Here is a 24,488-nt window from a genome sequence, read left to right on the forward strand (position 1 = left end):
TATGACTGGCCCTAGCGAATGCCGCGGGCGAGATAGCGGGCAAGGCCGCCGCCGATGAGCGGCACGCCCACGGTCAGCAGGATCATCAGCGCGCCGAGGGCGTTGATCTCCGGGCTGATGGAAACTTTCAGCATCGACAGGATCTGCGTCGGCATGGTCTCGACGCCCGAGGGGCGCCAGAACAGGCTGGCGGTGACGTTGTCGAAGGAAATGGTGAAGACCAGCAGCAGGCTGGCGATGACGGCCGGCATCAAGAGCGGCAGCGTGATCTCGCGGAAGGTATGGAACCGGTTGGCGCCGAGCGACAGGGCCGCCTCCTCATAGACCCGCCGGATGCCCACCAGCCGCGACTGCACCACCAGGATGACATAGGGCAGCGCCAGCATGATATGGCCAAGCACCAGCAGCACCAGCGTGCGCGGCTGCTGGGCCCAGCGCATCAAAAGCAGCAGGCCGACACCGAGCACCGTCTCCGGCACCAGGGCCGGGGCGATCAGCAGCGTGTTGATGAACTGCTTGCCGGGGAAGTCGTAGCGCACCAGCGCCATCGCCCCCATGATACCGAGCACCGTGCAGACCACCGCGGTGATCAGGGCGACCCAGAGCGAAGTCTTGAAGGCGCGGATCACCGCCTCGTTCTCCATCAGCTTGCTGTACCAGCGCAGGCTGAAGCCGGTCATCGGGAAGCCGCCGAACTGCGAATCGTTGAAGGAGAGGATCACCACCACCAGGATCGGCGCGAACATGAAGATGTAGACGAGGATGGTGAAGACCTTCACGGCCTGCCAGGACCAGTCCTTTTCCGCGCCGGGCAGCTCGCTCATTGGCTCAACCCCTTGAAGATGCGCGACAGGCCCATATAGCGGCTGTAGATCGTAGCCACGATGCCGAGCAGCACCAGCAGCACGAGGGAGAGTGTCGAGCCTAGCGGCCAGTTCAGCTGCGTCATGATGGTGTCGTAGATCAGATTGCCGAACAACGCGTCGCGGGTGGAGCCCAGCACCTGCGGGGTGACGTAGCTGCCCGCCGCCAGCACGAAGCAGAGCAAGAGGCCCGCCATCAGGCCCGGCAGGGACAGCGGCAGCACCACCTCTCGGAAGGCCTGGCCCTGGGTGCAGCCGAGCGTGCGCGCCGCCGAGATCAGGTTGCGGTCGATGCCTTCGAGGCTGACATAGATGTTGAGGATCATATAGGGCAGCAGGAAGTGGATCATGCCCATGATTACCGAGCCCTGGGTGTAGAGCATGCGCAGCGGCTCGGAGATCAGGCCGAGCTTCATCAGCACCACGTTGATGATGCCCTGTTCGCCCAGGATGTGGATCCAGGAGAAGGTGCGGATGGTGAAGCTGATCCAGAAGGGCACGATCAGGAGCAGCAGCAGCAGCCATTTGTGCCGCGTGCGCGTCATCGCAATGAAATAGGCCGGCGGATAGCCGAGCAGCGCGCAGAGGATGGCGGTGATCGCCGCCACCTTCACGGTCTTCCATAGGAAGAGGTGGTAGAAACTGTCGGTGAAGAATTCGTGCCAGTTCGCGGTGGTGAAGACCTGCTTCTCAACGCCGGCCGTGACGAACTCATAGAAGCTGTACACCGTCATGATGACGATGGGCACCACCATCAGCACGGTCAGGACGATCAGGGTCGGGGAGAGCAGATACCAGGGGCGCAGCCGATCGCGTGCAGAAAGCTGCTGGCCTGCCATCATGTCCCCACGCTGTTCCCTGGAAGTAATATTTGTTTCGTTCAGGGTGGATCTTCTCTAGGCATGTGTCAATTGCCGGACAATACAAATCCGGTCGTGGTTACCCTGCGCCATGAGGCCTCGTCCGATGCTGCTGCCCGATTACCTTGCCCAAGCGCCGGCGCCCGGCCTCGAGGGGCTCAAGCCCTTCGTCAAGATGCACGGCCTCAGGAACCACTTCGTGATCTTCGACCAGCGCTTGCATCCCCGTGCCTTGCCTGTGGCCGATATCGTGCGCCTGTGCGACGTCGAGACGGGAGTCGGCGCCGAACAGGTGCTCACCATCGAGGCGCCGACATCCGCTGGGGCCGCCGGTGGGAGCTATGCCCGTATGCGCATTTTCAACATAGACGGGCGTGAGGCCGGGGCTTGCGGCAATGCCACACGCTGCGTCGCTCATCTCCTGCTGGAGGAAAGCGGGCGGGACGAACTGGTGCTGGAGACCGGTGGGGGTCTGTTGGCCTGCCGCCGGGCCGGCCCGATGGCTGTTGCGGTGACGCTCGGGCCGATCGTGATGGGATGGGACCAGATCCCGCTCGCGCATGAGGTCGACACCGCTCATCTGCCGCTCGTCAGCGGGCCGCTTCGCGATGGCCTCGCCCTGAATATCGGCAATCCGCACGCAGTGTTCTTCGTTGGGGAACTCGACGCCGTCGACGTCAGGGCGGTGGCACCAGCCATCCAGAACGATCCTTTGTTCCCGGAGGGCGTCAATGTCGGCGTGGCCGAGGTGGTCGATCGCGGTACGCTGCGCCTCAAGGTCTGGGAGCGCCCGGGTATCCTGACGAAGGCCTGCGGCACCGGCGCCTGTGTCGCTGCCTATGCTGCCCGCCTGCGTGGGCTGATCGACGGCAACAGCGTCACCGTGCATCTGCCCGGCGGAGCCCTCTCCATCGAACTGCTGCCGGAAGGCCGCGCGATCATGACCGGGCCGGTGGCGGTGTGTTGCCTCGGCTATGTGTGATGCGAGCGCCTCAGGCGTAATGCAGGCGCCGGCTGAGGCCTGAAATCTCGATGGCTGCAGCGGCCGGGAGGCCTTGGACGCGCGGGCGCGGCGGCGGCATCCGCATGCCGATGGTGAACATCACGGCGCTGGCCGCGGCAAAGGCGGCGAAGGTCAGGAACATGCCGGTGCCCCCGAAAGTGCCGAGCATCAGGCCGCCGAGTGCCGGACCGAAGAAATTGCCGATGGTCGAGAAGGAGTGGGCGCCGAAATAGCTACCCCGGTTGCGGGCGTTGCAGATGCCGTCGACCAGGAGATATTCCGACGGCACCACCAGGATCTCGCCGATGGTGAACAACACCATGAAAAGGGCGAAGCCGGTGAAACTGCTGGATGCCAGGAAGCCGAGTTCGCTGGCGAGGATGAGGACGCAGCCCAGCACCATGGCATGGAGGGCGCCGACCTTTTCGATCAGCCGGCGCGCGAACAGATTGCCGACGAGCACGACCAGCCCGTTGATCGAGAGCAGATAGGCGAAGATGTCGACGCCGCCTTCCATCGTGGCGCCGAGATAGGGCGCCAGGGTGGCCGACCACTGGCCGTAGACGGCCAGCAGGAGAGTGCCGCCGCCAACGAAAAAGGCGAGCCGCGGATCCCGGGCGGCCGAGCGAATACTCTCGACGACGGAAGGTTGCCGATGGCTTTCACTCTTTTCGGCATCGATGGTTTCGGGCGTGCCGAGCAGATGTAGGGCGATGGCGAAGACAGCGTAGATGCATCCGGCCACCATGAACATCGCACTCAGCGCTGTCCCGGCGGCAACACCGATCAGGGGCCCGACAGCCCACCCTGCATTCGCAACCATGTAACGCCATGAAAAATACTTCAGGCGTCGCTCGGGCGGGCAGATGTCGCTCATCAGGGCACGGGATATCGGCTCGTAGACGGCGATCGATACGGCCGCGACGATCTGGGCCGCGCAGAAAGCCGTGACGGATTGGGCAAATCCCATGCCGATCAGGGCCAGGGCCGTCAGTGCCAGCATCAGCACCAGCATGAGGACGCGGCCGACCCTATCCGACAGCGAGCCGGCGAACGGAGCCGCGATGGCACCCAGAAGCGGCCCGGTGCCAAGCAGGATGCCGATGGCGGCAGGTCCCAGGCCGAAGGATTTCTGCAGTTTCACCGCCAGGAAGGACAGGCTCATCGCCCGGGCCACGCTGACGAGACCCGACCCGGCGATCAGGAAATAGACGAAGCGAAGGCGGCGCGAATCGGGGTTCATCTGGCGGGTCCGGATGGCATTGGGACCATTTACTATGGGGTGCTCGGCTTCACCACTTCCTTCCTGGGACTGCCGGCATCTTGCCGGCTCTTGGAAATGTTGCGTTTGCTGAATGGAAGAGCCGGCAAGATGCCGGCGGTCCCAGGGATCACGTCTTGAAGAAGGCGCGGATCTGCGCCAGGAACTGCGCGGGCGGGCCCGGCTGGGCATAGGTGGCGGCCGCCTCGTCGCGGGCAAGGAAGGCCTGGCCCCGGCGGACCGAAGCTTCGAACGCCTCCGCCAGCCCTGGCTCGGCGGCGAGGACAGGATCGAGATCCTCCTTGCGCAGTTCGAAGATGATGCAGCGGGTCAGCGCCAGGATCGTGCCGGCATTGGGGGCACCGGTGATGAGGCCGAGTTCACCGAAATGGTCGCCCGGCCCCAGTCGTCCCACCACATGCGAATGGTCGCGGATGGTGCGGCTCGCCTCCAGCACGCCGGAGGCCACCACGATCAGGGATGAGAGGGTGCCCCCTTGCGACGCCAGCGTCGCCATCGCTTCGAGATGGCGCTTGATCATTTTGGTGGACAGATCGACCCGTTGCTTCGGCGAGAGCTCGCGAAAGAGCGGAATGTCGCCAAGGAGCTGCTCGGGAGGCAGGGTCTCCAGCGGACCGAGACTGACCTGGACCGGCCCGATCGGCGTGGACATGGCACCCGGATTGACCAGGCGGATGCCGTGATAGTGGAACTGCCGCAGCACCTGGCCGAGCAGCGCGCTCTTGGCCGCGCCGAGATGGTCCGTATGCGCCACCGAAAAGCTGATGTCGTAGCTGTTGGTGCGGGCGCCGATACGCGCCAGCGAGGTTCCGGGGGCGGGGCTGGAGAGAAGCTTGGGCGTCAGCAGCGCGGCATGGCGCAGATATTCCAGGACCAGGTCCGGCCGGGCCGTGGAATCGCAGGCGACCTGGACCGAATCATCACGCCGGGTGCTCGGCCGGCTGCGATTGATCACGCGTGACTTGGAGATCAGGCTGTTGGGGATGGTGACGATGTCGTTGCCATCGGTGCGCACATGGATGGAGCGCCAGTTGATCTGGACGATCACGCCCTCGAAGGAACCGTCGATGCCGATGCGGTCGCCGACCACATAGGGATGTTCGATGCCCACTGCGATGCCGGCGAAGACGTCGGCCAGCGTGTTCTGCAGGGCCAGCGCCAGCACCACGGCAATGATGCCGGAGGTGGCGAGGAGGGCGCGGACGGGCAGGTCGAACACGAAATTGACGATGGCCAGCACGGCGGTGAGATAGGTCAGGCCGGCCAGGAGGTCCGAAGCGATCTTGGGCTGGCTCGATTCGCGCTTCTGCCAGAGGATCAGCGGCAGGATGCCGACGGTCAGCCGCGCGCCCAGCAGCCACCACAGGGCGATCAAGCCGCGCTGCCAGGTGGCGATGCGCGTGTCGGAGTCGAGCATGGGCGCGGCCGGCATGCCGGCGACCCGCAGGATCAGCAGGGTGAACAGGCAGAAAAGGCCAGCGGCGACACCGATGCGCAGCCAGGCTGGCTGCCAGGCGATCCGCCAGTTGAAGATGAGCACGGCCGCCAGGGCCGTGGCGAGGATCAGTTCGGAGAGCAGCGACACCGGGGCCACGCAACTGGTCGAAAGGGCGGCATGATTGCATCACTCCGCGCTGCATGCCAGAGCGGGAATGCGGCATGGCAGCGGCGAAGCCAAACATGGCAAACGTCCGGCCTTTCACGCGCGCTTGCCCGTCTCGTCACACCGGAAGGAATGGCCTTGGAACTGAAATGGCTGGAGGATTTCCTGAGCTTGGCCGAGACGCGCAGCTTCTCGCGCTCGGCGACGGACCGCAACATCACCCAATCGGCCTTCAGCCGGCGCATTCGGGCGCTCGAAGTCTGGCTCGGCACCGAGTTGCTGGACCGCAGCACCTTTCCGATCACCCTGACCGTCGACGGCCGGCAATTCCGCGAGACGGCCGAGGAAACGGTGCGCCTGCTCACCCTCAGCCGTTCGCAGTTCCGCAGCCGCCAGGAGGGCAGCAAGCTACCGGTGCTGGCCGTCACCGCCCTGCACGCCCTCTGCCTGACCTTCCTGCCGGGTTGGCTTACGGAAATCCGGCGCAAGGTTGGCCCGGTGACGAGCCGCGTGCTGCCGGAGAATTTTCACACCTGCATCCAGGCCCTGGTGGAAGGCGGCTATGATTTCCTGCTCACCTTCCATCATCCCAATATCTCGGTGCCGCTCGATCCCGAACGCTTCGCCTTCCTCACCGTCGGGCGAGACAGCCTGGTGGCGGTGGCGGCTCGGCCGGAACGCCGCAGCTGGCAGGCCGGGGACGAGCGCGTGCCGCTGCTGCATTATTCGCGCGGCTCGTTCCTGGGGCTGCTGGCCGCCATCGCGCAGGCCCGCGAGGGCGCACCGTCGACCTATCTTGCCCATACCAATGAGGGCTCCATGGCCGAGGCCTTGAAATTCATGGCTCTGGACGGCCATGGCGTTGCCTGGCTGCCGCGCAGCCTGGTCGCCGACGAGATCGCCGAGGGAACCCTGATGGTGATCGCGCCGGAAATGCCGATGGATATCCGGCTCTACCGTAGTGCAGATCGCTCGCGGCCGTTCGTCGACCGTGTCTGGAGCGCAGCACGGGCGGCTTCCGGCTGAAGGTTATGCAGATTTGGAATAGGCTTTGCCGCGATAGCATTGGCAGGGATCTTCTGCCGGGCGTATGAGCCTTCCCAGGCTGGCGGAACGGACCCGGCAAAGCAAGAACCGCTTCGTTCCGCCAGGCTATCCATCACCTACACGCGCTTGCGCGCGCGAAGCTGCAACTCGCCATGACCTGGGGGGAACCCTGGCGCCTGGCCGGAGGAAACTGCCTTGTCTGACACCGCATTCCGCCTCGAGCACGACCTCTTGGGAGACCGCGAGGTGCCCGCGCACGCCTATTATGGCGTCCACACCCTGCGGGCCGTCGAGAACTTTCCGATCAGCGGCCAGACCGTGGCGACCTCTCCGGACCTGATCCGGGCCTTGGCCTCGATCAAGCAGGCGGCCGCGCTCGCCAACCGCGAACTCGGCCTGCTCGACGACAAGCGCACCGCCGCCATCGTGGCGGCCTGCGAGGAGATCAAGGCCGGGGCGCTGCACGACCAGTTCGTGGTCGACCTCATCCAGGGCGGGGCCGGCACCTCGACCAACATGAACGCCAATGAGGTGATCGCCAACCGGGCGCTCGAGCTCATGGGCCATCGGCGCGGCGAGTACGGCCATCTGCATCCCAACGAGCACGTCAATATGGGGCAGAGCACCAACGACGTCTATCCGACTTCGCTGAAGATCGCGGCCTGGTTCGGCATCGGCCGGCTGATCGAGGCGATGGGCGTGCTGCGCCGGGCCTTCGAGGCCAAGGCGGAAGAGTTCGCCGACATCCTCAAGATGGGGCGCACGCAGCTCCAGGACGCCGTGCCGATGACGCTGGGCCAGGAATTCGGCACCTATGGGCTGATGCTGGCCGAGGACGAGGCGCGGCTGGCGGAAGCCGCCGGGCTGATTCGCGAGATCAACATGGGCGCCACCGCGATCGGTACCGGCATCACTGCTCATCCGCTTTATGCCGGCATCGTCTGCAAGCGCCTGGCCGAGATCACCGGCATCGACCTGATCACCGCCCCCAATCTGGTCGAGGCCACCCAGGATTGCGGCGCCTTCGTGCAGCTTTCGGGCGTGCTGAAGCGCGTGGCCGTGAAACTCTCCAAGACCTGCAACGATCTGCGCCTGCTCTCCAGCGGACCCAGGGCCGGGCTCAACGAGATCAACCTGCCGGCCCGCCAGGCCGGCTCCTCGATCATGCCGGGCAAGGTCAATCCGGTGATCCCCGAAGTGGTCAACCAGGTTGCCTTCGAGGTGATCGGCAATGACGTCACCATTACCTTCGCGGCCGAGGCCGGACAGCTCCAGCTCAATGCCTTCGAGCCGGTGATCGCCTACAGCCTGTTCCGCAGCGTCGACCATCTCACGGCCGCCTGCCTGACGCTGGAAAAGAACTGCATCACCGGCATTACCGCCAATCGCGAGCGCCTGCGCGCCAGCGTCGAGCAATCGATCGGCATCGTCACGGCACTGAATCCCTATATCGGCTACCGCCATGCCACCGAAGTGGCGATGGAAGCCCATGCCACTGGGCGCGGCGTCTACGAACTCGTGCTGGAGAAAGGGCTGATGCCGCGCGAGCAGCTCGACGCCGTGCTGCGGCCGGAAAACCTCACCCGGCCGCAGCCCTTCGAGATGAAGCTGTAGACGTCGTTGCGAATGCCTCTCGGCATCAGCCGTTCAGCGTCTTCTGCATGAAGACGAGGTCGAGCCAGCGGCCGAATTTCTGGCCGACTTCGGGCATGCGCGCCGTTTCGGTGAAACCGTAGCGCCGATGCAGGGCGAGCGAGGGCTCGTTTCCAGCCTCTATGCCGCCCAGCATGACATGCTTGCCGGCATCGCGGGCCGCGCCGATCAGGGCATCCAGCAGAGCAGCGCCCGCCCCCTGGCGGCGCGCTGTCCCGGCGACGTAGATCGAGTGCTCGACGGTGTGGCAATAGCCGTCGAAGGGCCGCCAGTCGCCGTAGCTGGCATAGCCGATTGCCGTGCCCTCGACGTCGGCGACGAGGATGGGATAGCTCTGGCTCCTGCGCAGGTCGAACCAGGCCTTGCGGTTGGCGAGATCGACGGCGTTCCAATTCCAGATCGCCGTCGAGTTCAGCACCGCGTCATTGTAGATGGCGAGGATATCGGGCAGGTCATCAGGGGTGGCGGGGCGGATGATCATCGATCCAAATCTTTCCAGAACAGGGTGGTGTCGCAATAGCCGCCCTGCGGCCAGAGCGCGTAACGCGGAATGACGCCGGCCTTTTGCCAGCCGAGTCCTTCATAGAGACGCTCGGCCGAAGAGCCGGTGGCGGTATCGAGGCAGAGCACGATGCGCCCGCTCGCCCGGGCGCTCTCCTCCAGGGCAGCCATCAGCCCGCTGGCGATGCCGAGATTGCGGCCGCGCCGGTGCACCATCAGTTTCTGTACGTCGGCGCGATGGGGCTGGTTCGAGCGGCTTTCCGGGCTGAGCAGCACGGTGCCGACCGGCCTGCCGTCGAGATAGGCGACATGCAGCAGGACGGTGCCCTCTGCCACCCGTGCGGCGACGCCACGCCAGAAGGCTTCGGCTTCCTCTTGGGCGAGCGGCAGCATGAAGCCGATTGAGGCTTCACCCTCGACGCAGTCGATCAGGATTTCCGCCAGGGCGGGAACGAGCGCTTCGGCCTGTTCGGGCGTTGCGATGGCAATGGTGAGATCGGTCATCGGGGAACCTGTCGCGAGGGGCAGAGCATGACGAAATAGCGCGCCGGCCCGTCACCCGGATTGTGGAACATCACCAGCTTGTCGAGCCGCATATGCAGGCAGTCGCCAGGCTGGAGCGGAAAGGCTTCGCCATCGACCGTCATGGTGAGGCTGCCCGATTGCAGCCAGACCAGCTGGTCGAAGGAGGTTGCCTGCGGTTCGAACGGAATTAGTGCGCCGGCCGGCAGCTCCACCTCGACAAGGTCGAGGATGCCGTTGGCCGTGGCGGGCGAAACCGAGCGGCGCAGATAGCCGGTGGCCGGATCGCGCCAGAGCGGTTGCTCGGCCCGCCGGGCCAGGGGGGAAGCTACCGGCGCCACGGCGGCGAACAGGGTCGACAGGCTGACGCCGAGGCCGCCGGCGAGACGAGCCAGCAATTGGGCGGTGGCACTCGACTCGCCGCGCTCGATGCGCGAAATCATGGCGCGGCTGACGCCGCTGGCCGCGGCGAGCTGATCGATGGTCAGGTGCATCTGGCTGCGCAGTGCCTTGATGCGCCCGCCCAGCTCCATGTCGATGGCGGCGTCGGTGGATTCCATAATGTAAGAATATTTATCCACTATAGTGGAGTCAAGCATGAAGGCCGCTGTTGCAGATCGCCTGGCATGGGCCTAAAACTTAGTTCGTTTTCTTAAGCAACAAACTGGACCTGCCATGCCGGAGACCATTCCCGCCCTCAGCCTCAGCGCTCTCGACGACCTTGCGGGAGTGGTGAAGGCCCTTCCTGTCGATGCCGCCGATGGCCTGATCGAAGCGCTCGCCACGGCAGGCCGTATCGCGATCTATGGCGCCGGGCGCGAAGGGCTGCAGATGCGTGGCCTGGCCATGCGCCTGTTCCATCTCGGGCTCGATGTCCATGTCGTCGCCGACATGACGGTGCCGCCGATCGGTCCCGGCGATCTCCTCTTCGTCTCCTCCGGGCCAGGCGCTTCCAATATCGGCGATGCCTTGATCGGTGTCGCCCGCAAGGCCGGCGCCAAGGTCGCGGTGGTGACGGCCCAGCCCGAAGCCCGCACACCCAAGCTCGCCGATATCGTCTTCACCATTCCGGCCCAGACCATGGCGGATGACCGGGACGGCGGGGTTTCGGTGCTGCCGATGGGATCGCTGTTCGAGACGGCGCAGATGCTGGTGTTCGAGATCATCGTGCTGAAGCTGCGCAATCGCCTCGGCGAAACCGCCGAGACGATGCGGGCTCGTCACACCAATCTGGAGTGAGGCCATCAGGCTTCTGGCGAGACCTGGTCCTTGAGAAAGGCCGAGACGGCGTCTGAAAAATCATAGCCGTCGAAGGCCGAAAGCGGCACGCCGTGCTCGACCAGGGCCCGCGCACAGCCGACATAGTCCTGCGGCACGACGCTGGCGATATCCTCCGCCTGGCTGGCATAGGAGAGCGTGCCGAGGACGTTGTTGCCGAAGCCGTGCTCGGTGCGCCAATCGGCGCCCTCTTGCAGCAGCAGGCGCAGCATGGCGGCATCGCCCTGGAACATCGCCTTGTTCAGGGCGGTCGCCGACCATTCGTGCTCCTTCACCTCACGGGGCCAGCCCAGGCCGAGCATGACGCGGACGGCCTCGATCGCTCCGTTGCCGGCGAGCAGAGGCAGGGTCCTGAGCTGTCTTTCCGAAAGGCGGGCGAGAACATCCGGCTCCCTTGCCAGGATATCGGCGGCCGCGGCCCGGTCGGCCCGCGTGCAGGCCGCGACGAAGGCTTCTTCCTGCGTAAGGTCTTCCTCGACACCCAGCGCCTCGAGCATCGCGACCACGTCGGTGCGGCCCTGCTCCTGGGCAAAACGATAGAGGCTGATTCCGCCAGGCCCCTTGCCACGGGGATCGGCGCCGGCGTCCAGCAAGGCCCGGACATGGGCGCTGGAGCGTCCGCGCAGGATGGCATGGTGGATCCAGGCCTGCTCCCTGGCGTCGCCGCCATGGGCGAGCAGCAGGCGGAGCGTGTCAAGCTTGTCGAAATCGAGCACGCGGCCCAGCGCATTGGTGCCGGTGACGCGTGCGCCGGCGGCGAGCAGCAGGCGGGTGCCGACGTCGTCGGAACTCTCGACCGAGTGATAGAGGGATTCATTGTCGTTCGGATCGGCACCCGTCTCGAGCAGCAGCCGGATCATCGCCTCGTCATGCGTGCGCCCCGCGGCGCCATAGAGCACGGAAAGCGGCGAATCCGGCCAGCGTGGGTCCGTCCAGCTGGCATTGACGTCCGCGCCATGAGCGAGCAGCAGGCGGGCGCAGGCAAGCAGCGGCTCCTTGAAGTCCGGCTCGCGGATGAGGCCGGAATGGCTGACGCCGATCAGGGGCGGCATGGCCAGAGGGCCGCCGCTGCGGTTCACGAAGGCCGGATCCTCGGCGATGAGGGCCCTAAGCCGGACTTCGTCGCCGGTGACGCAGGCGAGCCAGGGATCCTGTCCGAACAGGGCCGGCTGTTCGGCGAGGGTGCGGCGCGCCAGATGACGCCGGGCGGCATTGCCCTCCAGCACCCAGGCGAGCCAGGTCCGCAGCCGCTCGGCCGCGACGCTGCGCGTCCACTCGACATAATGCTTGAGTTCGCTCCAGGAGCGGAAGCCGTAGTCGCGTGCGATGACGGACTGGGCGTCGTGCAGAGCGAGCTCGCGGCCGGCGAGCCCTGCCGGATCGAGGCCCCGCGCCGACGGCAGAAGCTCGGCGAAGCGGCGAAGCGCCTCGCTCTCGCCGTTGCGGGCGGCGCGCAATAGCTGCTTGGCCTGGTTCTTGAGATGCGAAAGGTCGGGCGAAACCGGAAGGGTCTTCATGGTGCCTCCATGTGCGCAGGGCCGAAGACCCGCAATCGGCTGCACAGGGGCAGGTCGTCCTGGTGTCGATGATTGTGAGGGGGCTGTGCCCTTCCCGCGGGTCCGGAGGCGTCTCGCAGCGCCGATAGGGAGCTTAGGAGTTTTCATGCCTGGATGGAAGCCCTGCCCGGTCGCGGAGCAGCCACCTTTCATTCGGAGAAGAAGGACCCTACGCGCTGGCGCTCCGGGTCTTGCCGAGCGATGACATCAGGTCGCCGAAGCGCTCGCCCTGCACGGCGACATGGGCTCGCAGCTGCTCGGCGGCATGCTGGGCCTCGCCGGCGCGGATGGCGGCGACCACGGCCTCATGCTCGGCCTGCGAGGTCCCCATGCGATTGCGCACGCGCAGCTGCAGGCGGCGGAAGGGAGCCAGGCGCTTGTTGAGGGCCACGGCCTGGCTCGCGAGGAACTTGTTGCCGCTGGCGCGGTAGATGACGCGATGAAACGTCTCGTTCTCATAGTAATAGCTGTCGGGATCACCATTGGCGGCCGCCTCCTGGCAGGCCGCCAGGGCCGCCAGGAGAGCCTGCTCGTCCTCGGGCAGGAGACGGCGGGCGGCGAGGCGCCCGCACATCGCCTCCAGTTCCGCCATGACCTCGAACATTTCCATGAGCTGGCTGGCATCAGGCGCGCTGACGATGGCACCCCGGCGGGTTCGCAGCTCCACCAGCCCGGCGGCGGCGAGCTGCTGCAGCGCCTCGCGGATCGGCGTGCGCGACACGCCGAAACGCTCGGCCAGGGACACTTCGTCAAGACGCTCACCCGGCTTCAGCTGCCCGGTGGCAATCTCGTCCTCGATCGAATCCCGCAATTGGGTGGCTCGGCGCTCGGTCATAGGCCCATATCGCGCCTTCTGCCGATGCCGGCAAGCCGTGATTGCCTTTACGGCGCCGTGGAAGGCGAGGCATGCCGGTTCGGCCGCCTCGCCTGTTTGCATCAGGCTGGCTTGAGCGCCGGCGGCAGCCTGTTCTGCGGCCAGCCGGTGGCCTGCTCATAGGCGTAGGCGAGCTGCAGCACGGACATCTCGGCGTGGTTGCGGCCCACGAGCTGCATGCCCATGGGCAGCCCGCGTTCATTGAAGCCGACAGGCACGCTCATCGCCGGGCAGCCCGACATGGTGACCGGGATCACCACCTCCATCCAGCGATGATAGGTATCCATGGCGCGGCCGTTGACCTCCTTGGGCCAATGCGTGGTGGCGTCGAAGGGGAAGACCTGCGCCGACGGCAGGATGAAGTAGTCGTAGCGCTCCGTGAAAGTGCGGACCGCCTGATACCACTGCGTGCGGGCGGCGGCGGCATCGGAGAGCTGGACGGCGCTGAGCTTCAGATAGTTTTCGATCTCCCATTGTGCTTCGGGTTTGAGCAAGGCCCGCTTGGCCGGATCGTCATAGAGCACCTTCAGGCCTGAGCCGGTCTGCCAGGCGCGCAGCGGCAGCCAGTTGCGCCAGACATTCTCGATCGGATAATCGGGCCGGGCTTCCTCGACGGTGCAGCCGAGCGTTTCGAAGGTCTTGAGCGCCGTCTTGCAGAGGTCGAGCACGCCCGGTTCGAAGGGCAGGTAGCCGCCGCAATCGCCGAGCCAGGCGATGCGCACGCCCTTGAGATCGCGCTTCAAGGGCTCGGTGAAGCGGGTGGGATCCTCGTGGAGGGAAAGAGGCGCGGCAGCGTGGTAACCCGACTGCACCGCGAGCAGCAGGGCAAGATCCGAGACATTGCGCGCCATCGGCCCGTTCACGCCCAGCGCGGCATCGAACACGTCGGCACCGGGTGAGGGCACCCGGCCGAAGGAGGTGCGGAAGCCCAGCACATTGTTGAAGGCCGACGGGTTGCGCAGCGAGCCGGCATGGTCGCTGCCGTCGGCGACCGGCAGCATGCGCATGGCCAGGGACACTGCGGCGCCACCGCTGCTGCCGCCCGAGGTCTTGCTGTGGTCATAGGCGTTCAGCGTGGTGCCGAAGACCTGGTTGTAGGTCTGCGACCCCAGCCCGAACTCCGGTGTGTTGGTCTTGCCGATGACGATGCTGCCTGCACGCTTCATGCGGTCGACGAAGATCGCATCGGCCTTGGGAATGCGATCCTTGAACAGAGGCGAGCCCTGCGTGGTGCGGATACCCTTGGTATCGGCGAGGTCCTTGATCGCCTGCGGGAAGCCATGCATCCAGCCGGCATAGTCACCGCGGGCGAGCTGGGCGTCGCGTTCCCCGGCCTGCTTGAGGAGGTCGCCGCGATCCTGTCTGGAAACGATGGCGTTGACCGTGGGATTGAAACGGTCGATGTGATCGAGATAGGCCGTCATCACCTCCACGCAGGAGATGGATTTCGACTTGATCGCCTGCGAAAGCGGAATGGCATCCATCATCACGATGTCGGAGGGCGCTGTTTTTGCCAGGGCCGGGCCGGACCAGGCCGCCTGGCCGACAAGAGCGGCCGATGCCGCGCCCGCCAAACCCTTCGCGCTCAGATTCAGGAAACCGCGTCTGCTGATGCCACGCTCCTGCGTGGGTTGCGATATGCCGCCGCTTTGCTTGCTGGCCATGGGACACCTCCTCGATCAGCCTTCTGGGTGAGGCCGTGTCCACACACTGTCAGACTCTGTGTCACCGAGCAATTAAATTGTATACAAAAATATAGATTAAAAATACATAAGAAGCATTTACTTATGCAATAAGCGAACCAAGTTTTTTTGCGATCTGCTTGAGGTCGACGGCGCGCGTCGTCGCCCGGCGCACATGGTGCGGGCCTCAGTCAGTCGCGACCGCAATCTCGGCATGAAGAGAGTGGCTTTCGCAATGGGACGCCGGGTCTCTGCTGCGCATCGTTTTTGCCGAGATGCCGCCGACCGTTTTCCGATCGGATGCACCAGACTCCAGGAATCGCGCCCGACGCCGCGGTTACCCTCGGTCTTCGACCAGCGCTGCCAGCTGCCCTATCACGGTGCCCCAACCGTCATGGAAGCCCATCTTTTCATGCAGGGCACGGTCGCCATTGCTCTTGTGCATGACATGGGCAGTGTAGCCGGTTCCATCCGGATGGTCGGCGAAATCGATGATCGCTGTGATGAAAGGCTGTTCGGCGGGGCGCCAGCCGCCGGTGAGCGCATTGGTGAAGACGATGCGCTGCCGGTCGTCGACAGTCAGGAAGCAGGCGTCGAGATGGGGCTGGAAGCTGCCGCCATTCTCGCTGATCCGGGTCACGAAGGCACCGCCCGGCGACAGGTCCATCTCGACGACCTGGCATCGGGCAGGAGCAGGTACCCACCATTGTTCGAAGAGGGCGGGTTGGGTCCAGGCCTGCCACACGGTGGCCCGCGGGGCCTTGATGATGCGGGTGATGCGGAGGTCGCGTTCGGGATCGAAGTGACGGCTCACGTCGGCGGCTCCTTGTCGAGCAGGGTGGCAACCAGGCGCTCCAACCTGTCGGTTCGACCTTCCCACACGGCGTGCTGGGCGGCCAGCCAGCCCTCGACCGCGGCGAAAGCCTGTTTCTCGATGGTGCAGGTTCGCACGCGCCCCTGCTTGCGGGTGCTGATCAGGCCCGTGTCCTCGAGCATGCGAATATGTTTCATGAAGGAGGGCAGGGCCATGTCGAAGGGCTCGGCGAGGTCGCTGATGCTGGCCGGCCCCTGCCCCAGGCGTCCGAGCACGGCGCGACGGGTTGGATCCGCCAGGGCCAGGAAGATCTCGTCGAGCTGCTCGGTACGATAAGCCATCAGGCTAAGTATCAAATCGACGCCCAAACCGCAAGGCCCTCGTCCGGCCTGCGCTTCGAACCCCGTCTCCGGCAAGCCTTCCCAGGCTGCAAATATACAATTCAAACAATTTGAATAATAATTATGACTCTAAATCGAACGTACGAGCGTATTGTTGATTGCCATGACCCTCAGTCTCGATAATATGAAGGTATGAGTGACGAAAGGTAGTTGCACGTCAACGACCCAGGCGGATCGATCAAAATGTCGATCGCCCCGGCTGAAGCAAGCGACGTATCGGTAACTGGACAGTCTGATGCCAGGCTGAGTTGGAGGAAATAATGTCCTGGTTGGTTTGCATCCTCCTATACTGCTTGTCTTCCTCGATCATGGCTTCTTTGCTCGGACAACTGCTCCGTGAGGAACGCGTTTCCTAAACGCAACGGCATGCGAAGAATTCTTTCCTTCGTGAGGGCAGAGCCAGCCAATACCGTGGCAATTGCATGAATCACCGTGCCGGCCTTTGATGACGACAAGGCGTGCCCCCGGCGTGCCGCCACTTGGGCTTGGGACAAGGTATCGACATGGCGCTGCGCTTTCTGATGGATGGACCCGAGGGGGCCGGGGTCACCCTCCTGCTCGCGCACGGGGCCGGGGCTCCGATGGATTCGGCCGCAATGTCGGCCAGTACTGAGGCGCTCGCTGCGGCCGGATTGCGCGTTGCCCGGTTCGAATTCGACTATATGGCGGCCCGGCGCCAATCGGGTGCCCGCAAGCCGCCACCGCGGGCGGAGACGCTGGAAGGCGAATATCGCGCCGCCATCCAGGCTTTAGGAGAGGCTGGCCCTCTCATCATCGGCGGCAAGTCGATGGGCGGCCGCGTCGCCAGCATGATCGCCGACGATCTCCATGCCGAGGGCCGCATCGCCGGCCTGCTGTGCCTCGGCTATCCCTTCCATCCCATCGGCAAGTCCGAGCAGTTGCGCACCGCCCATCTCGCCGGCATGCGCACGCCGACCCTGATCGCCCAGGGAACGCGCGATCTTTTCGGCACGCGGGACGAGGTTGCGACCTACGTCTTGTCGCCTTGCATCGAGATCCTGTGGCTGGAGGATGGCGACCATGACCTCAAGCCGCGCAAGGCCGTCTCCGGCTTTTCGGCCGCCGATCACCTGCGTACCATGGCCGCTCGCGTTTCGGCCTGGGCCACCCGCATCACGAAGTCATGACGGTAGCGTGCCGAGAAAGTCGAGCACCGCCTGGTTGAAAAGCGCCGGCCGCTGCAGCGGCGCGAAATGGCTCACGCCCGGCAGAATGGTCAGCGTCGCACCGTGAATGGTGCGGGCCAGATAGGCGGCATGGTCGGGTCGGATGAACTCGTCATGCTCGCCCAGCACGATTACGGTCGGCACATCGATTGCGCTTAGGTCGCTCGCGCTATAATTGGGTTGGGTGCGCATCATCTCGCTGACGGCGGCAACAAAGGGCTCGAAGCTGTCGGGCGTGGCTGACAGCGCGGCATAATCCTGGCGATGGCGCGCAAAGCAGCGGTCGAGTGCCGTGCTGGGCTCCATCTCCTTGGTGCCGCTGGGGTCCATATTGCAGGCGAAGAAAAAGACGCCCTCCGCGCGGGCGGGATACTGGGCGGCCAGCACCAGGGCAATGCAGGCGCCGTCGCTCCAACCGATGAAGCGGGCCTTCTCGAGGCCGAGCCGATCCATCACCGCCAGCACGTCGGAGGCCATCAACTCATAGGAATAGGGCCTGTCGTCGCGTGTGCTGCGGCCGTGGCCGCGGCTGTCGACCAGCACGACGCGATAGCCGGCGGCCCGCAGATCGTTCAGTTGGTATCCCCAGTTGCCGGCGTGGCCGAGACCGCCATGCAGCAGGATCACTGGCGGCCCGTCGCCATAGGACGCATGCCAGATGCGGGCGCCGTCATGCTCGAGCCAGCCCTCGATATCGGCCGGCGGCAGCGGCGGCGCGCCATAGGCGTGGAAATGGCTGAGATCGTCATCCTGCGTGCTCATGGCCGTTCCTTCCTGTCCCGGTAGCAATCCGGGGGTCCTTGGTGTCGGTTTACCACATCCGGACCAATTGCAAACAGCAAGTGCTCTTGTTCGGGCAGGCGGCCCCTGGCCGATCCCGCCCGCTTCATTCGCTCAGCAGGCCATGACGCCGGTGCCAGTCCTCCAGCGATTCCTCGGGATAGGTATCGAAATGCAGATAGCCGGGACCGGATGGTACATCGACCCAATCCGGTGCATCGGCGAGCATCATCTCCACGATTTCCGGCGGCTTCGGCAGCGGCGTATCGATCGCCGAGGCATGGGGATGGACCAGCTCCGGCCAGCGCGGATCCCACAGCCAGAGCGCGCTGCCGCACTCCCCGCAGAAATGCCGCCCGGCCGGCGAGCGCTGGTCGGGCTGTCCCTCTTCGCGCAACACGGCGTGATAGACGCGCAGATGCTCGCGCCCCTCCACCTTCAGGCTGTCGGCGTGGGCGCCGAGATTGATGGCATAGCCGCCCGATCCCGCCGTCTTGCGGCAGATCGAGCAATGGCAATGCATGAAGGGGGCGGGGCTCATTGCATCGACGCTGAACGTCACGGCGCGACAATGACAGGATCCTTTCAGCAGCATGTGCGTTTCCCTATAGTTTTGGTCCAGGTGGACGAGATGATCGGCTTTCGGTCGGAGCCTCCTCGCCATCCAATCCGGAAAGGATGACCCTTGAAAGGCAGATTCGTCATCATCGCCGCCGCAGCCCTGCTGTCCTCCTCCGCTGCGCAGGCGGGCGAGTATGCGCCGCTCGACTGCGCCAAGGCGGCCTCGCCGGCCGAAAAGGCCGTCTGCGGCAGCTACGCCCTCGGTCAGGCTGAAGCCCGCATGGCCACGCTCTACGGCGTCTCGATGTCGCTGGTGGCGATGGGCCAGCGCGGCAATATCGGCGAGGCCCAGCAGGCCTGGATCAAGACGCGCGAGGCCTGCGGCGCCGACACCGCCTGCCTCGACAAGGTCTATGGCGAGAGGATCGGCGTGCTGGACGAGGTCATCCGCAACATTGCTTCGCACGGCCCGTTCTAGCCGGAGAGCCGGCAGGCCCCGCAAACCGGGGCCTGCGGCGGCCTGGAATCCCCATTTGTCCTTGGCGTTGCAAGCCCTTCCTGCTATTGCGCGCGGATGAGCGAAGAACTGATCGAAAATATCCGGAATTTCTCCATCGTGGCCCATATCGACCACGGCAAGTCCACCCTTGCCGATCGTCTGATCCAGGCCACGGGCACGCTGACCGACCGCGAAATGGTCGAGCAGGTGCTCGATTCCATGGATATCGAGCGCGAGCGCGGCATCACCATCAAGGCGCAGACCGTGCGCCTGAATTATCGTGCCCAGGACGGCAAGGACTATGTCCTCAATTTGATGGACACGCCCGGCCATGTCGACTTCGCCTATGAGGTCTCACGCTCGCTGGCCGCCTGTGAGGGCTCGCTCCTGGTGGTCGATGCCTCCCAGGGTGTCGAGGCCCAGACGCTTGCCAATGTCTATCATGCCATCGACGCCAATCACGAGCTGGTGCCGGTGCTCAACAAGATCGACCTGCCGGCGGCCGAGCCCGATCGCATCAAGCAACAGATCGAGGACGTAATCGGCATCGACGCCTCCGAGGCCGTGCCGATCTCGGCCAAGACCGGCCTCAACATCGACCTGGTGCTGGAAGCCATCGTCACCCGCCTGCCGGCGCCCAAGGGCGACCGCAACGCCCCACTCAAGGCGTTGCTGGTGGATAGCTGGTACGACGCCTATCTCGGCGTGGTCGTGCTGGTGCGCATCTTCGACGGCACGCTCAAGAAGGGCCAGCGCGTCAAGATGATCGGCACCAACGCCCAATACGAGGTCGATCGCCTCGGTGTGTTCAGGCCGAAGATGCAGGCAATCGCCGAGCTTGGGCCGGGCGAGATCGGCTTCATCACCGCGGCGATCAAGGAAGTGGCCGATACCCGAGTCGGCGATACCATCACCGATGATCGCAAGAACACCAACATCGTGCCGCTGCCGGGCTTCAAGCCGGCCCAGCCCGTGGTGTTCTGCGGCCTGTTCCCGATGGATGCGGCGCAGTTCGAGGATCTGCGCGCCGCCATGGGGCGGCTTCGCCTCAACGACGCCTCGTTCTCCTTCGAGATGGAATCCTCCGCGGCGCTCGGCTTCGGCTTCCGCTGCGGCTTCCTCGGCCTCCTGCATCTGGAAATCATCCAGGAGCGCCTGGAGCGTGAGTTCAATCTCGACCTGATCGCCACGGCACCCTCTGTCATCTACAAGATCAACATGACCGATGGCAGCCATATCGAGCTGCACAATCCGGTCGACATGCCGGATGTGGTGAAGATCACCTCGATCGAGGAGCCGTGGATCCGCGCCACCATCCTGACGCCGGACGACTATCTCGGCTCTATCCTCAAGCTCTGCCAGGACCGGCGCGGCGTGCAGGTCGACCTCAACTATGTCGGCAAGCGCGCCATGGTGCAGTACGATTTGCCGCTCAACGAGGTGGTGTTCGATTTCTATGACCGCCTGAAGTCGGTATCCAAGGGCTATGCGTCATTCGACTATCATCTGACCGACTACAAGGAAGGGGATCTGGTCAAGATGCAGATCCTGGTCAATGCCGAGCCGGTGGACGCGCTGTCGATGCTCGTGCATCGCGACCGGGCCGAGAGCCGCGGCCGCGCCATGTGCGAGAAGCTGAAGGATCTCATCCCCCAGCACATGTTCGTCATCCCGATCCAGGCGGCGATCGGCGCCAAGATCATTGCCCGAGAGACCATCCGGGCCTTGCGCAAGGATGTCACCGCCAAGTGCTATGGCGGCGACATTTCCCGCAAGCGCAAGCTTCTGGAGAAGCAGAAGGAAGGCAAGAAGAAGATGCGCCAGTTCGGCAGCGTCGACATCCCGCAGGAAGCCTTCATCGCCGCGCTCAAGGTGGATGGGTAGGCAGGAACCGGTTGCTCCGGGAAGGCTGTCTTTTTCCTGGGACCGCTGGCTTCCAGCCGGCTCTTCAACCGCGAGCTTTGAAGGGGAGCCTCAGCGGATCTGGCTTGCCCGGGCACTGGAAAATACCCAGGCCCTCGCCTCCACACACAGTCCGGCTTTCACCGGATTGTGTTCGATATAGTGGCGAGCTGTCTCGAAATGGCGCTCGTTTCGTATCTTGCGATCGAAATATTCCCGGTACCACAGAGCTCCTGTACGTCCGAGTGCTTGGTTGATGTTGCGCGCCGTATAGGTTTTCCAGGAATGCACCAGGCTGGCAATCGAATGATCGGCGAATGGTGTCATCAAAACATGGACATGATTGGGCATGACGCACCAGGCATGGATTCGGCACCGTTCGCCGTCGAAGAAAAGTATTGCCTGCTCGACGATGCCACCGATTTGCGACTGGGAAAGGAAGGCTTCCCCGAAGCCCTGATCGAGGTAGTCTTCGAAACGCCTACGAGATTCCAAGGCAGCCTGGCTTTCGGGAAGTCGCGAGAGGTCAGCAAGGCATTCTTCGACGACGGGCCGCGGCAACGAATCTCCAAGCCGAAAACAAATGGATTGGGGAGTCTCGCCTGCTTCCCAGTGTGGAATATAGCCTCGGGAGTGCCACACAGAGAGGGGATGCATGTCGTGTCGTGACCGATGTCGTGTCTTTTGCTGAAACAGAAGTGTTTCAAGAGCCGGCTGGAAGCCAGCGATCCCAGGAATAGGCAGCGCCCTCACTCGCTGTAGCGTTCTTCCCGCCAGGGATCCCCGCGATTGTGATAGCCGCGCACTTCCCAGAAGCCCGGCTTGTCGCGGCTGGCGAATTCGATGCGGCTGAGCCATTTGGCGCTCTTCCAGAAATAGAGCCGGGGCACGACGAGGCGCACCGGGCCGCCATGGTCCGAAGTCAGCGGCCTGCCTTCCCAGGCATGGGCGATCAGCACGTCCTCGCCGAGGAAATCCTGCAGGGAGAGGTTGGTGGTGTAGCCATCGGCCGAATGCAGCACGACATGGCTCGCTTCCGGCTTGGGGCGCACGATCTCGGCGAGGGCTGATGTGGGCAGGCCCTCGAAATGGTTGTCGTAGCGCGACCAGGTGGTGACGCAGTGGATGTCGCAGACCTGCGTCACCTGGGGCTGGGCCGCGAAGGCCGCAAAATCCCAGACGACCGGATTTTCGACCGCACCGAACACATCGAGCTGCCAGCGCGCCTTTTCGATGCGGGGCTGCAGGCCGAGATCGAGCACCGGCCAGTCCTTGACGAGATGCTGGCCCGGCGGCAGGCGGTCGCTTTCGGGCCGCGCAGCCCGGCCGGTGAGGAACTTGCCGGCCTGGGCCCAGAGCTTCTTGGTGCGGGTGAGCTTTGAATCGGCCGGCGTCGCCGGGTCTTCGTCATCGGCCATGGTGCCCTCCAAAAAGACAAGATAATGCATATTTCGATGGATGGTAGGTCGGCTGCTATAAGGGCCGTACCCGAATCGAGGTCCTCATGTCCGCTGACGCCAATCCCCTCCTCGCCCGCTGGTCCACCCCCTTCGAAGCGCCGCCCTTCGCCGATATCCGCACCGAGCATTATCATCAGGCCTTCGAGGCGGCGCTGGCCGAGAACAGGACTGAGATCGACACGATCGCCGGCAATGAAGCGGAGCCGAGCTTCGACAACACCCTGGCGGCGCTGGAACGGTCGGGCCGGTCGCTCGACCAGGTCGCCTCGGTGTTCTTCAACCTGGCCGGCTCGAACACCAATGACGAATTGCAGGCGATCGAGCGCGAGATGGCGCCGATCCTGTCGCGCCACCACACCGCGATCTATCTGAACGACGCCCTGTTCCGGCGCGTCGACGCCGTCTTCGCCCGCCGGGCCGAACTCGGCCTGTCGCCGGAGCAGGCCCGGGTGCTCGACCGCTATCATACCGCCTTCCGCCGAGCCGGCGCCGGCAAGCCCGAGGCAGTCAAGCAGCGTCTCGCTGCGATTTCCGAGCGCCTCGCCAGCCTTGGCACCCAGTTCGGGCAGAACGTGCTGAAGGACGAGAAGGCCTGGTCGATGAAGCTCGACGGCGAGGCCGATCTCGCCGGCCTGCCCGATTTCCTGCGCTCTGCCAGCGCCAGTGCGGCGGGTGATCGTGGCGAGAGCGGTCATGTCGTCACGCTGTCGCGTTCCCTGATCGAGCCCTTCCTGCAATTCTCCGCCCGCCGCGACCTGCGCGAGACGGCCTTCAAGGCCTGGCTGGCCCGTGGCGAAGGGGGCGGCGAGACGGACAACCGCGCCTTGATCGCCGAAATGGTGGCGCTGAGGGCCGAGCGCGCCAGGCTCCTGGGCTATCAGACCTTCGCCCACTACCGGCTCGATGATTCCATGGCCCGCACGCCCGAGGCGGCGCTCGATCTCCTGCGCTCGGTGTGGCAGCCGGCCCGTGCCCAAGCCGAACGCGAACGCGCGGGCCTGGAGGCTCTGGCCGCTGGCGAGGGCGACAACATCGCGCTGCAGGCCTGGGACTGGCGCTACTATGCCGAGAAGAAGCGCCGCCAGGAATTCGACCTCGACGAGGCCGAGCTCAAGCCCTATCTGCAGCTCGACAAGATCATCGAGGCGGCCTTCGACACGGCCCGGCGCCTGTTCGGCATCACCTTCACCGAGCGCAAGGACGTGCCGGTCTATCATCCCGACGTCAGGGCCTTCGAGGCAAAGGATGCGGGCGGCGCCAGCATCGGCCTGTTCTATGGCGACTATTTCGCCCGGCCCTCCAAGCGCAGCGGCGCCTGGATGAGCGCCTTCCGCAGCCAGGAGCGGCTGAACGGCGCGATCAGCCCGATCATCGTCAATGTGATGAATTTCGCCCGCGGCGCCGAGGGCGAGCCGACCCTGCTGTCCTTCGACGACGCCCGCACTTTGTTCCACGAATTCGGCCATGGCCTGCACGGCCTGTTGTCGGACGTCACCTATCCCCTGCTCTCGGGCACCGGCGTGGCGCGCGACTTCGTCGAATTCCCCTCGCAGCTCTACGAGCACTGGCTCGAACAGCCCGAAGTGCTGCAACGCTATGCCGTGCACTACAAGACAGGCGGGCCGATGCCGAAGGCCCTGCTCGATCGCTTGCTTGCCAGCCGCACCTTCAACCAGGGCTTTGCCACGGTGGAATATGTCTCTTCAGCCCTGGTCGATCTCGAAATGCATCTGCTCGATAAGGCCGAGGGCTTCGACGCCGGTGCCTTCGAGACCAAGGTGCTGGGCGAGATCGACATGCCCCGGGCCATGGTGATGCGCCACCGGCCGCCGCATTTCCAGCATGTCTTTTCGGGCGAGGGCTATTCGTCGGCCTATTATTCCTATCTGTGGTCGGAAGTGCTCGATGCCGACGGTTTCGATGCCTTCGTCGAAGCGGGCGATATCTTCGATGGCGAGACGGCCCGCAGGCTCAAGCAGTTCGTCTATGCCGCCGGCAACCGGCAGGATGCCGCGCAGGCCTATCGCGACTTCCGCGGCCATGATCCCAAGCCCGAGGCTTTGCTGAAGAAGCGCGGCCTGGCGGCATGAGGGGGTGCCGGTCTTCGGACCGGCATTGACCCCCTACGGTCGTCTTGGACATGCCGGTCTGAAGACCGGC

General features: G+C 64.7%; 24 protein-coding genes. 8 read left to right on the forward strand and 16 right to left on the reverse strand.

From position 1 onward, the window contains the following. Nucleotides 1-11 precede the first annotated feature (11 nt). Nucleotides 12-824 (reverse strand): ABC transporter permease, encoded by an 813-nt coding sequence (locus ACTJKX_RS21330; protein ID WP_367623566.1) that lies wholly within the window; start codon nucleotides 822-824, stop codon nucleotides 12-14. Continuing rightward, nucleotides 821-1,702, reverse strand: coding sequence for an ABC transporter permease (locus tag ACTJKX_RS21335; protein WP_149255419.1), 882 nt, complete (start codon nucleotides 1,700-1,702; stop codon nucleotides 821-823). The genes ACTJKX_RS21330 and ACTJKX_RS21335 overlap by 4 nt, the downstream gene beginning before the upstream one ends. A 127-nt stretch (nucleotides 1,703-1,829) precedes the next feature. Here ACTJKX_RS21335 and dapF point away from each other — a divergent pair, with 127 nt between their 5' ends. Next, nucleotides 1,830-2,705, forward strand: a complete 876-nt coding sequence (gene dapF / locus ACTJKX_RS21340; protein ID WP_440726428.1) for a diaminopimelate epimerase — start codon at nucleotides 1,830-1,832, stop codon at nucleotides 2,703-2,705. 10 nt (nucleotides 2,706-2,715) lie between these two features. Here dapF and ACTJKX_RS21345 read toward each other — a convergent pair whose 3' ends face one another. Next, a complete protein-coding gene (locus ACTJKX_RS21345; protein WP_440726429.1) occupies nucleotides 2,716-3,969 on the reverse strand; it encodes an MFS transporter in 1,254 nt (417 codons plus the stop codon). 148 nt (nucleotides 3,970-4,117) lie between these two features. After that, the gene (locus ACTJKX_RS21350) at nucleotides 4,118-5,602 is read right to left on the reverse strand and encodes a mechanosensitive ion channel family protein (RefSeq protein ID WP_367623569.1); all 1,485 of its coding nucleotides are present in this window, start codon (nucleotides 5,600-5,602) and stop codon (nucleotides 4,118-4,120) included. Between the two features lie 147 nt (nucleotides 5,603-5,749). Between ACTJKX_RS21350 and ACTJKX_RS21355 the strand changes: the two genes are divergently transcribed. Both ACTJKX_RS21355 and aspA read left to right on the forward strand, forming a co-directional pair. Beyond that, nucleotides 5,750-6,637: a LysR substrate-binding domain-containing protein gene (locus tag ACTJKX_RS21355; protein ID WP_394314071.1), complete on the forward strand. Its 888-nt coding sequence runs from the start codon at nucleotides 5,750-5,752 to the stop codon at nucleotides 6,635-6,637. A gap of 216 nt (nucleotides 6,638-6,853) precedes the next feature. Further along, complete coding sequence (aspA, locus tag ACTJKX_RS21360; RefSeq protein ID WP_440726430.1) at nucleotides 6,854-8,272, forward strand: aspartate ammonia-lyase; 1,419 nt, start codon at nucleotides 6,854-6,856, stop codon at nucleotides 8,270-8,272. Between the two features lie 25 nt (nucleotides 8,273-8,297). Here aspA and ACTJKX_RS21365 read toward each other — a convergent pair whose 3' ends face one another. The 3 genes from ACTJKX_RS21365 to ACTJKX_RS21375 are packed head-to-tail and all read right to left on the reverse strand — an operon-like array spanning nucleotide 8,298 to nucleotide 9,894. After that, nucleotides 8,298-8,792 carry an N-acetyltransferase family protein gene (locus ACTJKX_RS21365; protein WP_440726431.1) on the reverse strand — a complete coding sequence of 165 codons (495 nt, stop codon included), beginning with the start codon at nucleotides 8,790-8,792 and terminating at the stop codon, nucleotides 8,298-8,300. Further along, on the reverse strand, nucleotides 8,789-9,316 hold the full coding sequence (locus ACTJKX_RS21370; protein ID WP_440726432.1) for an N-acetyltransferase family protein: 528 nt from the start codon (nucleotides 9,314-9,316) through the stop codon (nucleotides 8,789-8,791). The genes ACTJKX_RS21365 and ACTJKX_RS21370 overlap by 4 nt, the downstream gene beginning before the upstream one ends. Further along, a complete protein-coding gene (locus ACTJKX_RS21375) occupies nucleotides 9,313-9,894 on the reverse strand; it encodes a helix-turn-helix domain-containing protein (RefSeq protein ID WP_440726433.1) in 582 nt (193 codons plus the stop codon). Before ACTJKX_RS21375 ends, ACTJKX_RS21370 begins: the two co-directional genes overlap by 4 nt. Nucleotides 9,895-10,009: 115 nt before the next feature. On the opposite strand from ACTJKX_RS21375, the gene ACTJKX_RS21380 reads away from it, so the two are divergent. Continuing rightward, nucleotides 10,010-10,573, forward strand: coding sequence for an SIS domain-containing protein (locus tag ACTJKX_RS21380; RefSeq protein ID WP_440726434.1), 564 nt, complete (start codon nucleotides 10,010-10,012; stop codon nucleotides 10,571-10,573). Between the two features lie 5 nt (nucleotides 10,574-10,578). Here ACTJKX_RS21380 and ACTJKX_RS21385 read toward each other — a convergent pair whose 3' ends face one another. The 5 genes from ACTJKX_RS21385 to ACTJKX_RS21405 form a co-directional block, all read right to left on the reverse strand. Beyond that, complete coding sequence (locus ACTJKX_RS21385) at nucleotides 10,579-12,129, reverse strand: ankyrin repeat domain-containing protein (protein WP_440726435.1); 1,551 nt, start codon at nucleotides 12,127-12,129, stop codon at nucleotides 10,579-10,581. A gap of 208 nt (nucleotides 12,130-12,337) precedes the next feature. Beyond that, the gene (locus ACTJKX_RS21390) at nucleotides 12,338-13,003 is read right to left on the reverse strand and encodes a GntR family transcriptional regulator (RefSeq protein ID WP_311934114.1); all 666 of its coding nucleotides are present in this window, start codon (nucleotides 13,001-13,003) and stop codon (nucleotides 12,338-12,340) included. 101 nt (nucleotides 13,004-13,104) lie between these two features. Beyond that, nucleotides 13,105-14,706: an amidase gene (locus tag ACTJKX_RS21395; RefSeq protein ID WP_440726436.1), complete on the reverse strand. Its 1,602-nt coding sequence runs from the start codon at nucleotides 14,704-14,706 to the stop codon at nucleotides 13,105-13,107. Nucleotides 14,707-15,061: 355 nt separating this feature from the next. Next, nucleotides 15,062-15,538 carry an SRPBCC family protein gene (locus tag ACTJKX_RS21400; RefSeq protein ID WP_440726437.1) on the reverse strand — a complete coding sequence of 159 codons (477 nt, stop codon included), beginning with the start codon at nucleotides 15,536-15,538 and terminating at the stop codon, nucleotides 15,062-15,064. Continuing rightward, complete coding sequence (locus ACTJKX_RS21405) at nucleotides 15,535-15,879, reverse strand: ArsR/SmtB family transcription factor (protein ID WP_311934118.1); 345 nt, start codon at nucleotides 15,877-15,879, stop codon at nucleotides 15,535-15,537. Before ACTJKX_RS21405 ends, ACTJKX_RS21400 begins: the two co-directional genes overlap by 4 nt. 563 nt (nucleotides 15,880-16,442) lie before the next feature. On the opposite strand from ACTJKX_RS21405, the gene ACTJKX_RS21410 reads away from it, so the two are divergent. Next, entirely contained in the window at nucleotides 16,443-17,087 is a 645-nt protein-coding gene (locus ACTJKX_RS21410; RefSeq protein WP_440726438.1) for an alpha/beta family hydrolase, read from the forward strand. On the opposite strand, the gene ACTJKX_RS21415 is transcribed toward ACTJKX_RS21410, so the two are convergent. Together ACTJKX_RS21415 and ACTJKX_RS21420 are read right to left on the reverse strand one after the other, a co-directional pair. Further along, nucleotides 17,082-17,888, reverse strand: a complete 807-nt coding sequence (locus tag ACTJKX_RS21415) for an alpha/beta fold hydrolase (RefSeq protein WP_440726439.1) — start codon at nucleotides 17,886-17,888, stop codon at nucleotides 17,082-17,084. The genes ACTJKX_RS21410 and ACTJKX_RS21415 overlap by 6 nt on opposite strands. Before the next feature lie 124 nt (nucleotides 17,889-18,012). Next, complete coding sequence (locus tag ACTJKX_RS21420; RefSeq protein ID WP_311934122.1) at nucleotides 18,013-18,501, reverse strand: GFA family protein; 489 nt, start codon at nucleotides 18,499-18,501, stop codon at nucleotides 18,013-18,015. A 90-nt stretch (nucleotides 18,502-18,591) separates the two neighbouring features. Between ACTJKX_RS21420 and ACTJKX_RS21425 the strand changes: the two genes are divergently transcribed. Continuing rightward, nucleotides 18,592-18,945, forward strand: a complete 354-nt coding sequence (locus ACTJKX_RS21425) for a lysozyme inhibitor LprI family protein (protein WP_311934123.1) — start codon at nucleotides 18,592-18,594, stop codon at nucleotides 18,943-18,945. 96 nt (nucleotides 18,946-19,041) lie between these two features. Next, the gene (gene lepA / locus ACTJKX_RS21430) at nucleotides 19,042-20,850 is read left to right on the forward strand and encodes a translation elongation factor 4 (RefSeq protein ID WP_311934124.1); all 1,809 of its coding nucleotides are present in this window, start codon (nucleotides 19,042-19,044) and stop codon (nucleotides 20,848-20,850) included. A 90-nt stretch (nucleotides 20,851-20,940) separates the two neighbouring features. Here lepA and ACTJKX_RS21435 read toward each other — a convergent pair whose 3' ends face one another. Next, nucleotides 20,941-21,429, reverse strand: coding sequence for an REP-associated tyrosine transposase (locus ACTJKX_RS21435; protein ID WP_367623583.1), 489 nt, complete (start codon nucleotides 21,427-21,429; stop codon nucleotides 20,941-20,943). Between the two features lie 188 nt (nucleotides 21,430-21,617). Further along, complete coding sequence (locus ACTJKX_RS21440; protein ID WP_440726440.1) at nucleotides 21,618-22,286, reverse strand: sulfite oxidase-like oxidoreductase; 669 nt, start codon at nucleotides 22,284-22,286, stop codon at nucleotides 21,618-21,620. Between the two features lie 86 nt (nucleotides 22,287-22,372). On the opposite strand from ACTJKX_RS21440, the gene ACTJKX_RS21445 reads away from it, so the two are divergent. Beyond that, nucleotides 22,373-24,418, forward strand: a complete 2,046-nt coding sequence (locus tag ACTJKX_RS21445; protein ID WP_440726441.1) for a M3 family metallopeptidase — start codon at nucleotides 22,373-22,375, stop codon at nucleotides 24,416-24,418. Nucleotides 24,419-24,488: the final 70 nt, after the last annotated feature.

It is taken from the genome of Labrys sp. 22185 (assembly GCF_052045555.1).
GTDB lineage: Bacteria > Pseudomonadota > Alphaproteobacteria > Rhizobiales > Labraceae > Labrys > Labrys neptuniae.

What these genes read in the sequence shown, in the direction of transcription:
- ACTJKX_RS21330 (WP_367623566.1), bottom strand. Translation starts at nt 824, where the DNA reads ATGAGCGAGCTGCCCGGCGCGGAAAAGGACTGGTCCTGGCAGGCCGTG.
- ACTJKX_RS21335 (WP_149255419.1), bottom strand. Translation starts at nt 1,702, where the DNA reads ATGGCAGGCCAGCAGCTTTCTGCACGCGATCGGCTGCGCCCCTGGTAT.
- dapF (WP_440726428.1), top strand. Translation starts at nt 1,830, where the DNA reads ATGCTGCTGCCCGATTACCTTGCCCAAGCGCCGGCGCCCGGCCTCGAG.
- ACTJKX_RS21345 (WP_440726429.1), bottom strand. Translation starts at nt 3,969, where the DNA reads ATGAACCCCGATTCGCGCCGCCTTCGCTTCGTCTATTTCCTGATCGCC.
- ACTJKX_RS21365 (WP_440726431.1), bottom strand. Translation starts at nt 8,792, where the DNA reads ATGATCATCCGCCCCGCCACCCCTGATGACCTGCCCGATATCCTCGCC.
- ACTJKX_RS21370 (WP_440726432.1), bottom strand. Translation starts at nt 9,316, where the DNA reads ATGACCGATCTCACCATTGCCATCGCAACGCCCGAACAGGCCGAAGCG.
- ACTJKX_RS21375 (WP_440726433.1), bottom strand. Translation starts at nt 9,894, where the DNA reads ATGGAATCCACCGACGCCGCCATCGACATGGAGCTGGGCGGGCGCATC.
- ACTJKX_RS21380 (WP_440726434.1), top strand. Translation starts at nt 10,010, where the DNA reads ATGCCGGAGACCATTCCCGCCCTCAGCCTCAGCGCTCTCGACGACCTT.
- ACTJKX_RS21385 (WP_440726435.1), bottom strand. Translation starts at nt 12,129, where the DNA reads ATGAAGACCCTTCCGGTTTCGCCCGACCTTTCGCATCTCAAGAACCAG.
- ACTJKX_RS21390 (WP_311934114.1), bottom strand. Translation starts at nt 13,003, where the DNA reads ATGACCGAGCGCCGAGCCACCCAATTGCGGGATTCGATCGAGGACGAG.
- ACTJKX_RS21395 (WP_440726436.1), bottom strand. Translation starts at nt 14,706, where the DNA reads ATGGCCAGCAAGCAAAGCGGCGGCATATCGCAACCCACGCAGGAGCGT.
- ACTJKX_RS21405 (WP_311934118.1), bottom strand. Translation starts at nt 15,879, where the DNA reads ATGGCTTATCGTACCGAGCAGCTCGACGAGATCTTCCTGGCCCTGGCG.
- ACTJKX_RS21410 (WP_440726438.1), top strand. Translation starts at nt 16,443, where the DNA reads ATGGCGCTGCGCTTTCTGATGGATGGACCCGAGGGGGCCGGGGTCACC.
- ACTJKX_RS21415 (WP_440726439.1), bottom strand. Translation starts at nt 17,888, where the DNA reads ATGAGCACGCAGGATGACGATCTCAGCCATTTCCACGCCTATGGCGCG.
- ACTJKX_RS21420 (WP_311934122.1), bottom strand. Translation starts at nt 18,501, where the DNA reads ATGCTGCTGAAAGGATCCTGTCATTGTCGCGCCGTGACGTTCAGCGTC.
- lepA (WP_311934124.1), top strand. Translation starts at nt 19,042, where the DNA reads ATGAGCGAAGAACTGATCGAAAATATCCGGAATTTCTCCATCGTGGCC.
- ACTJKX_RS21440 (WP_440726440.1), bottom strand. Translation starts at nt 22,286, where the DNA reads ATGGCCGATGACGAAGACCCGGCGACGCCGGCCGATTCAAAGCTCACC.
- ACTJKX_RS21445 (WP_440726441.1), top strand. Translation starts at nt 22,373, where the DNA reads ATGTCCGCTGACGCCAATCCCCTCCTCGCCCGCTGGTCCACCCCCTTC.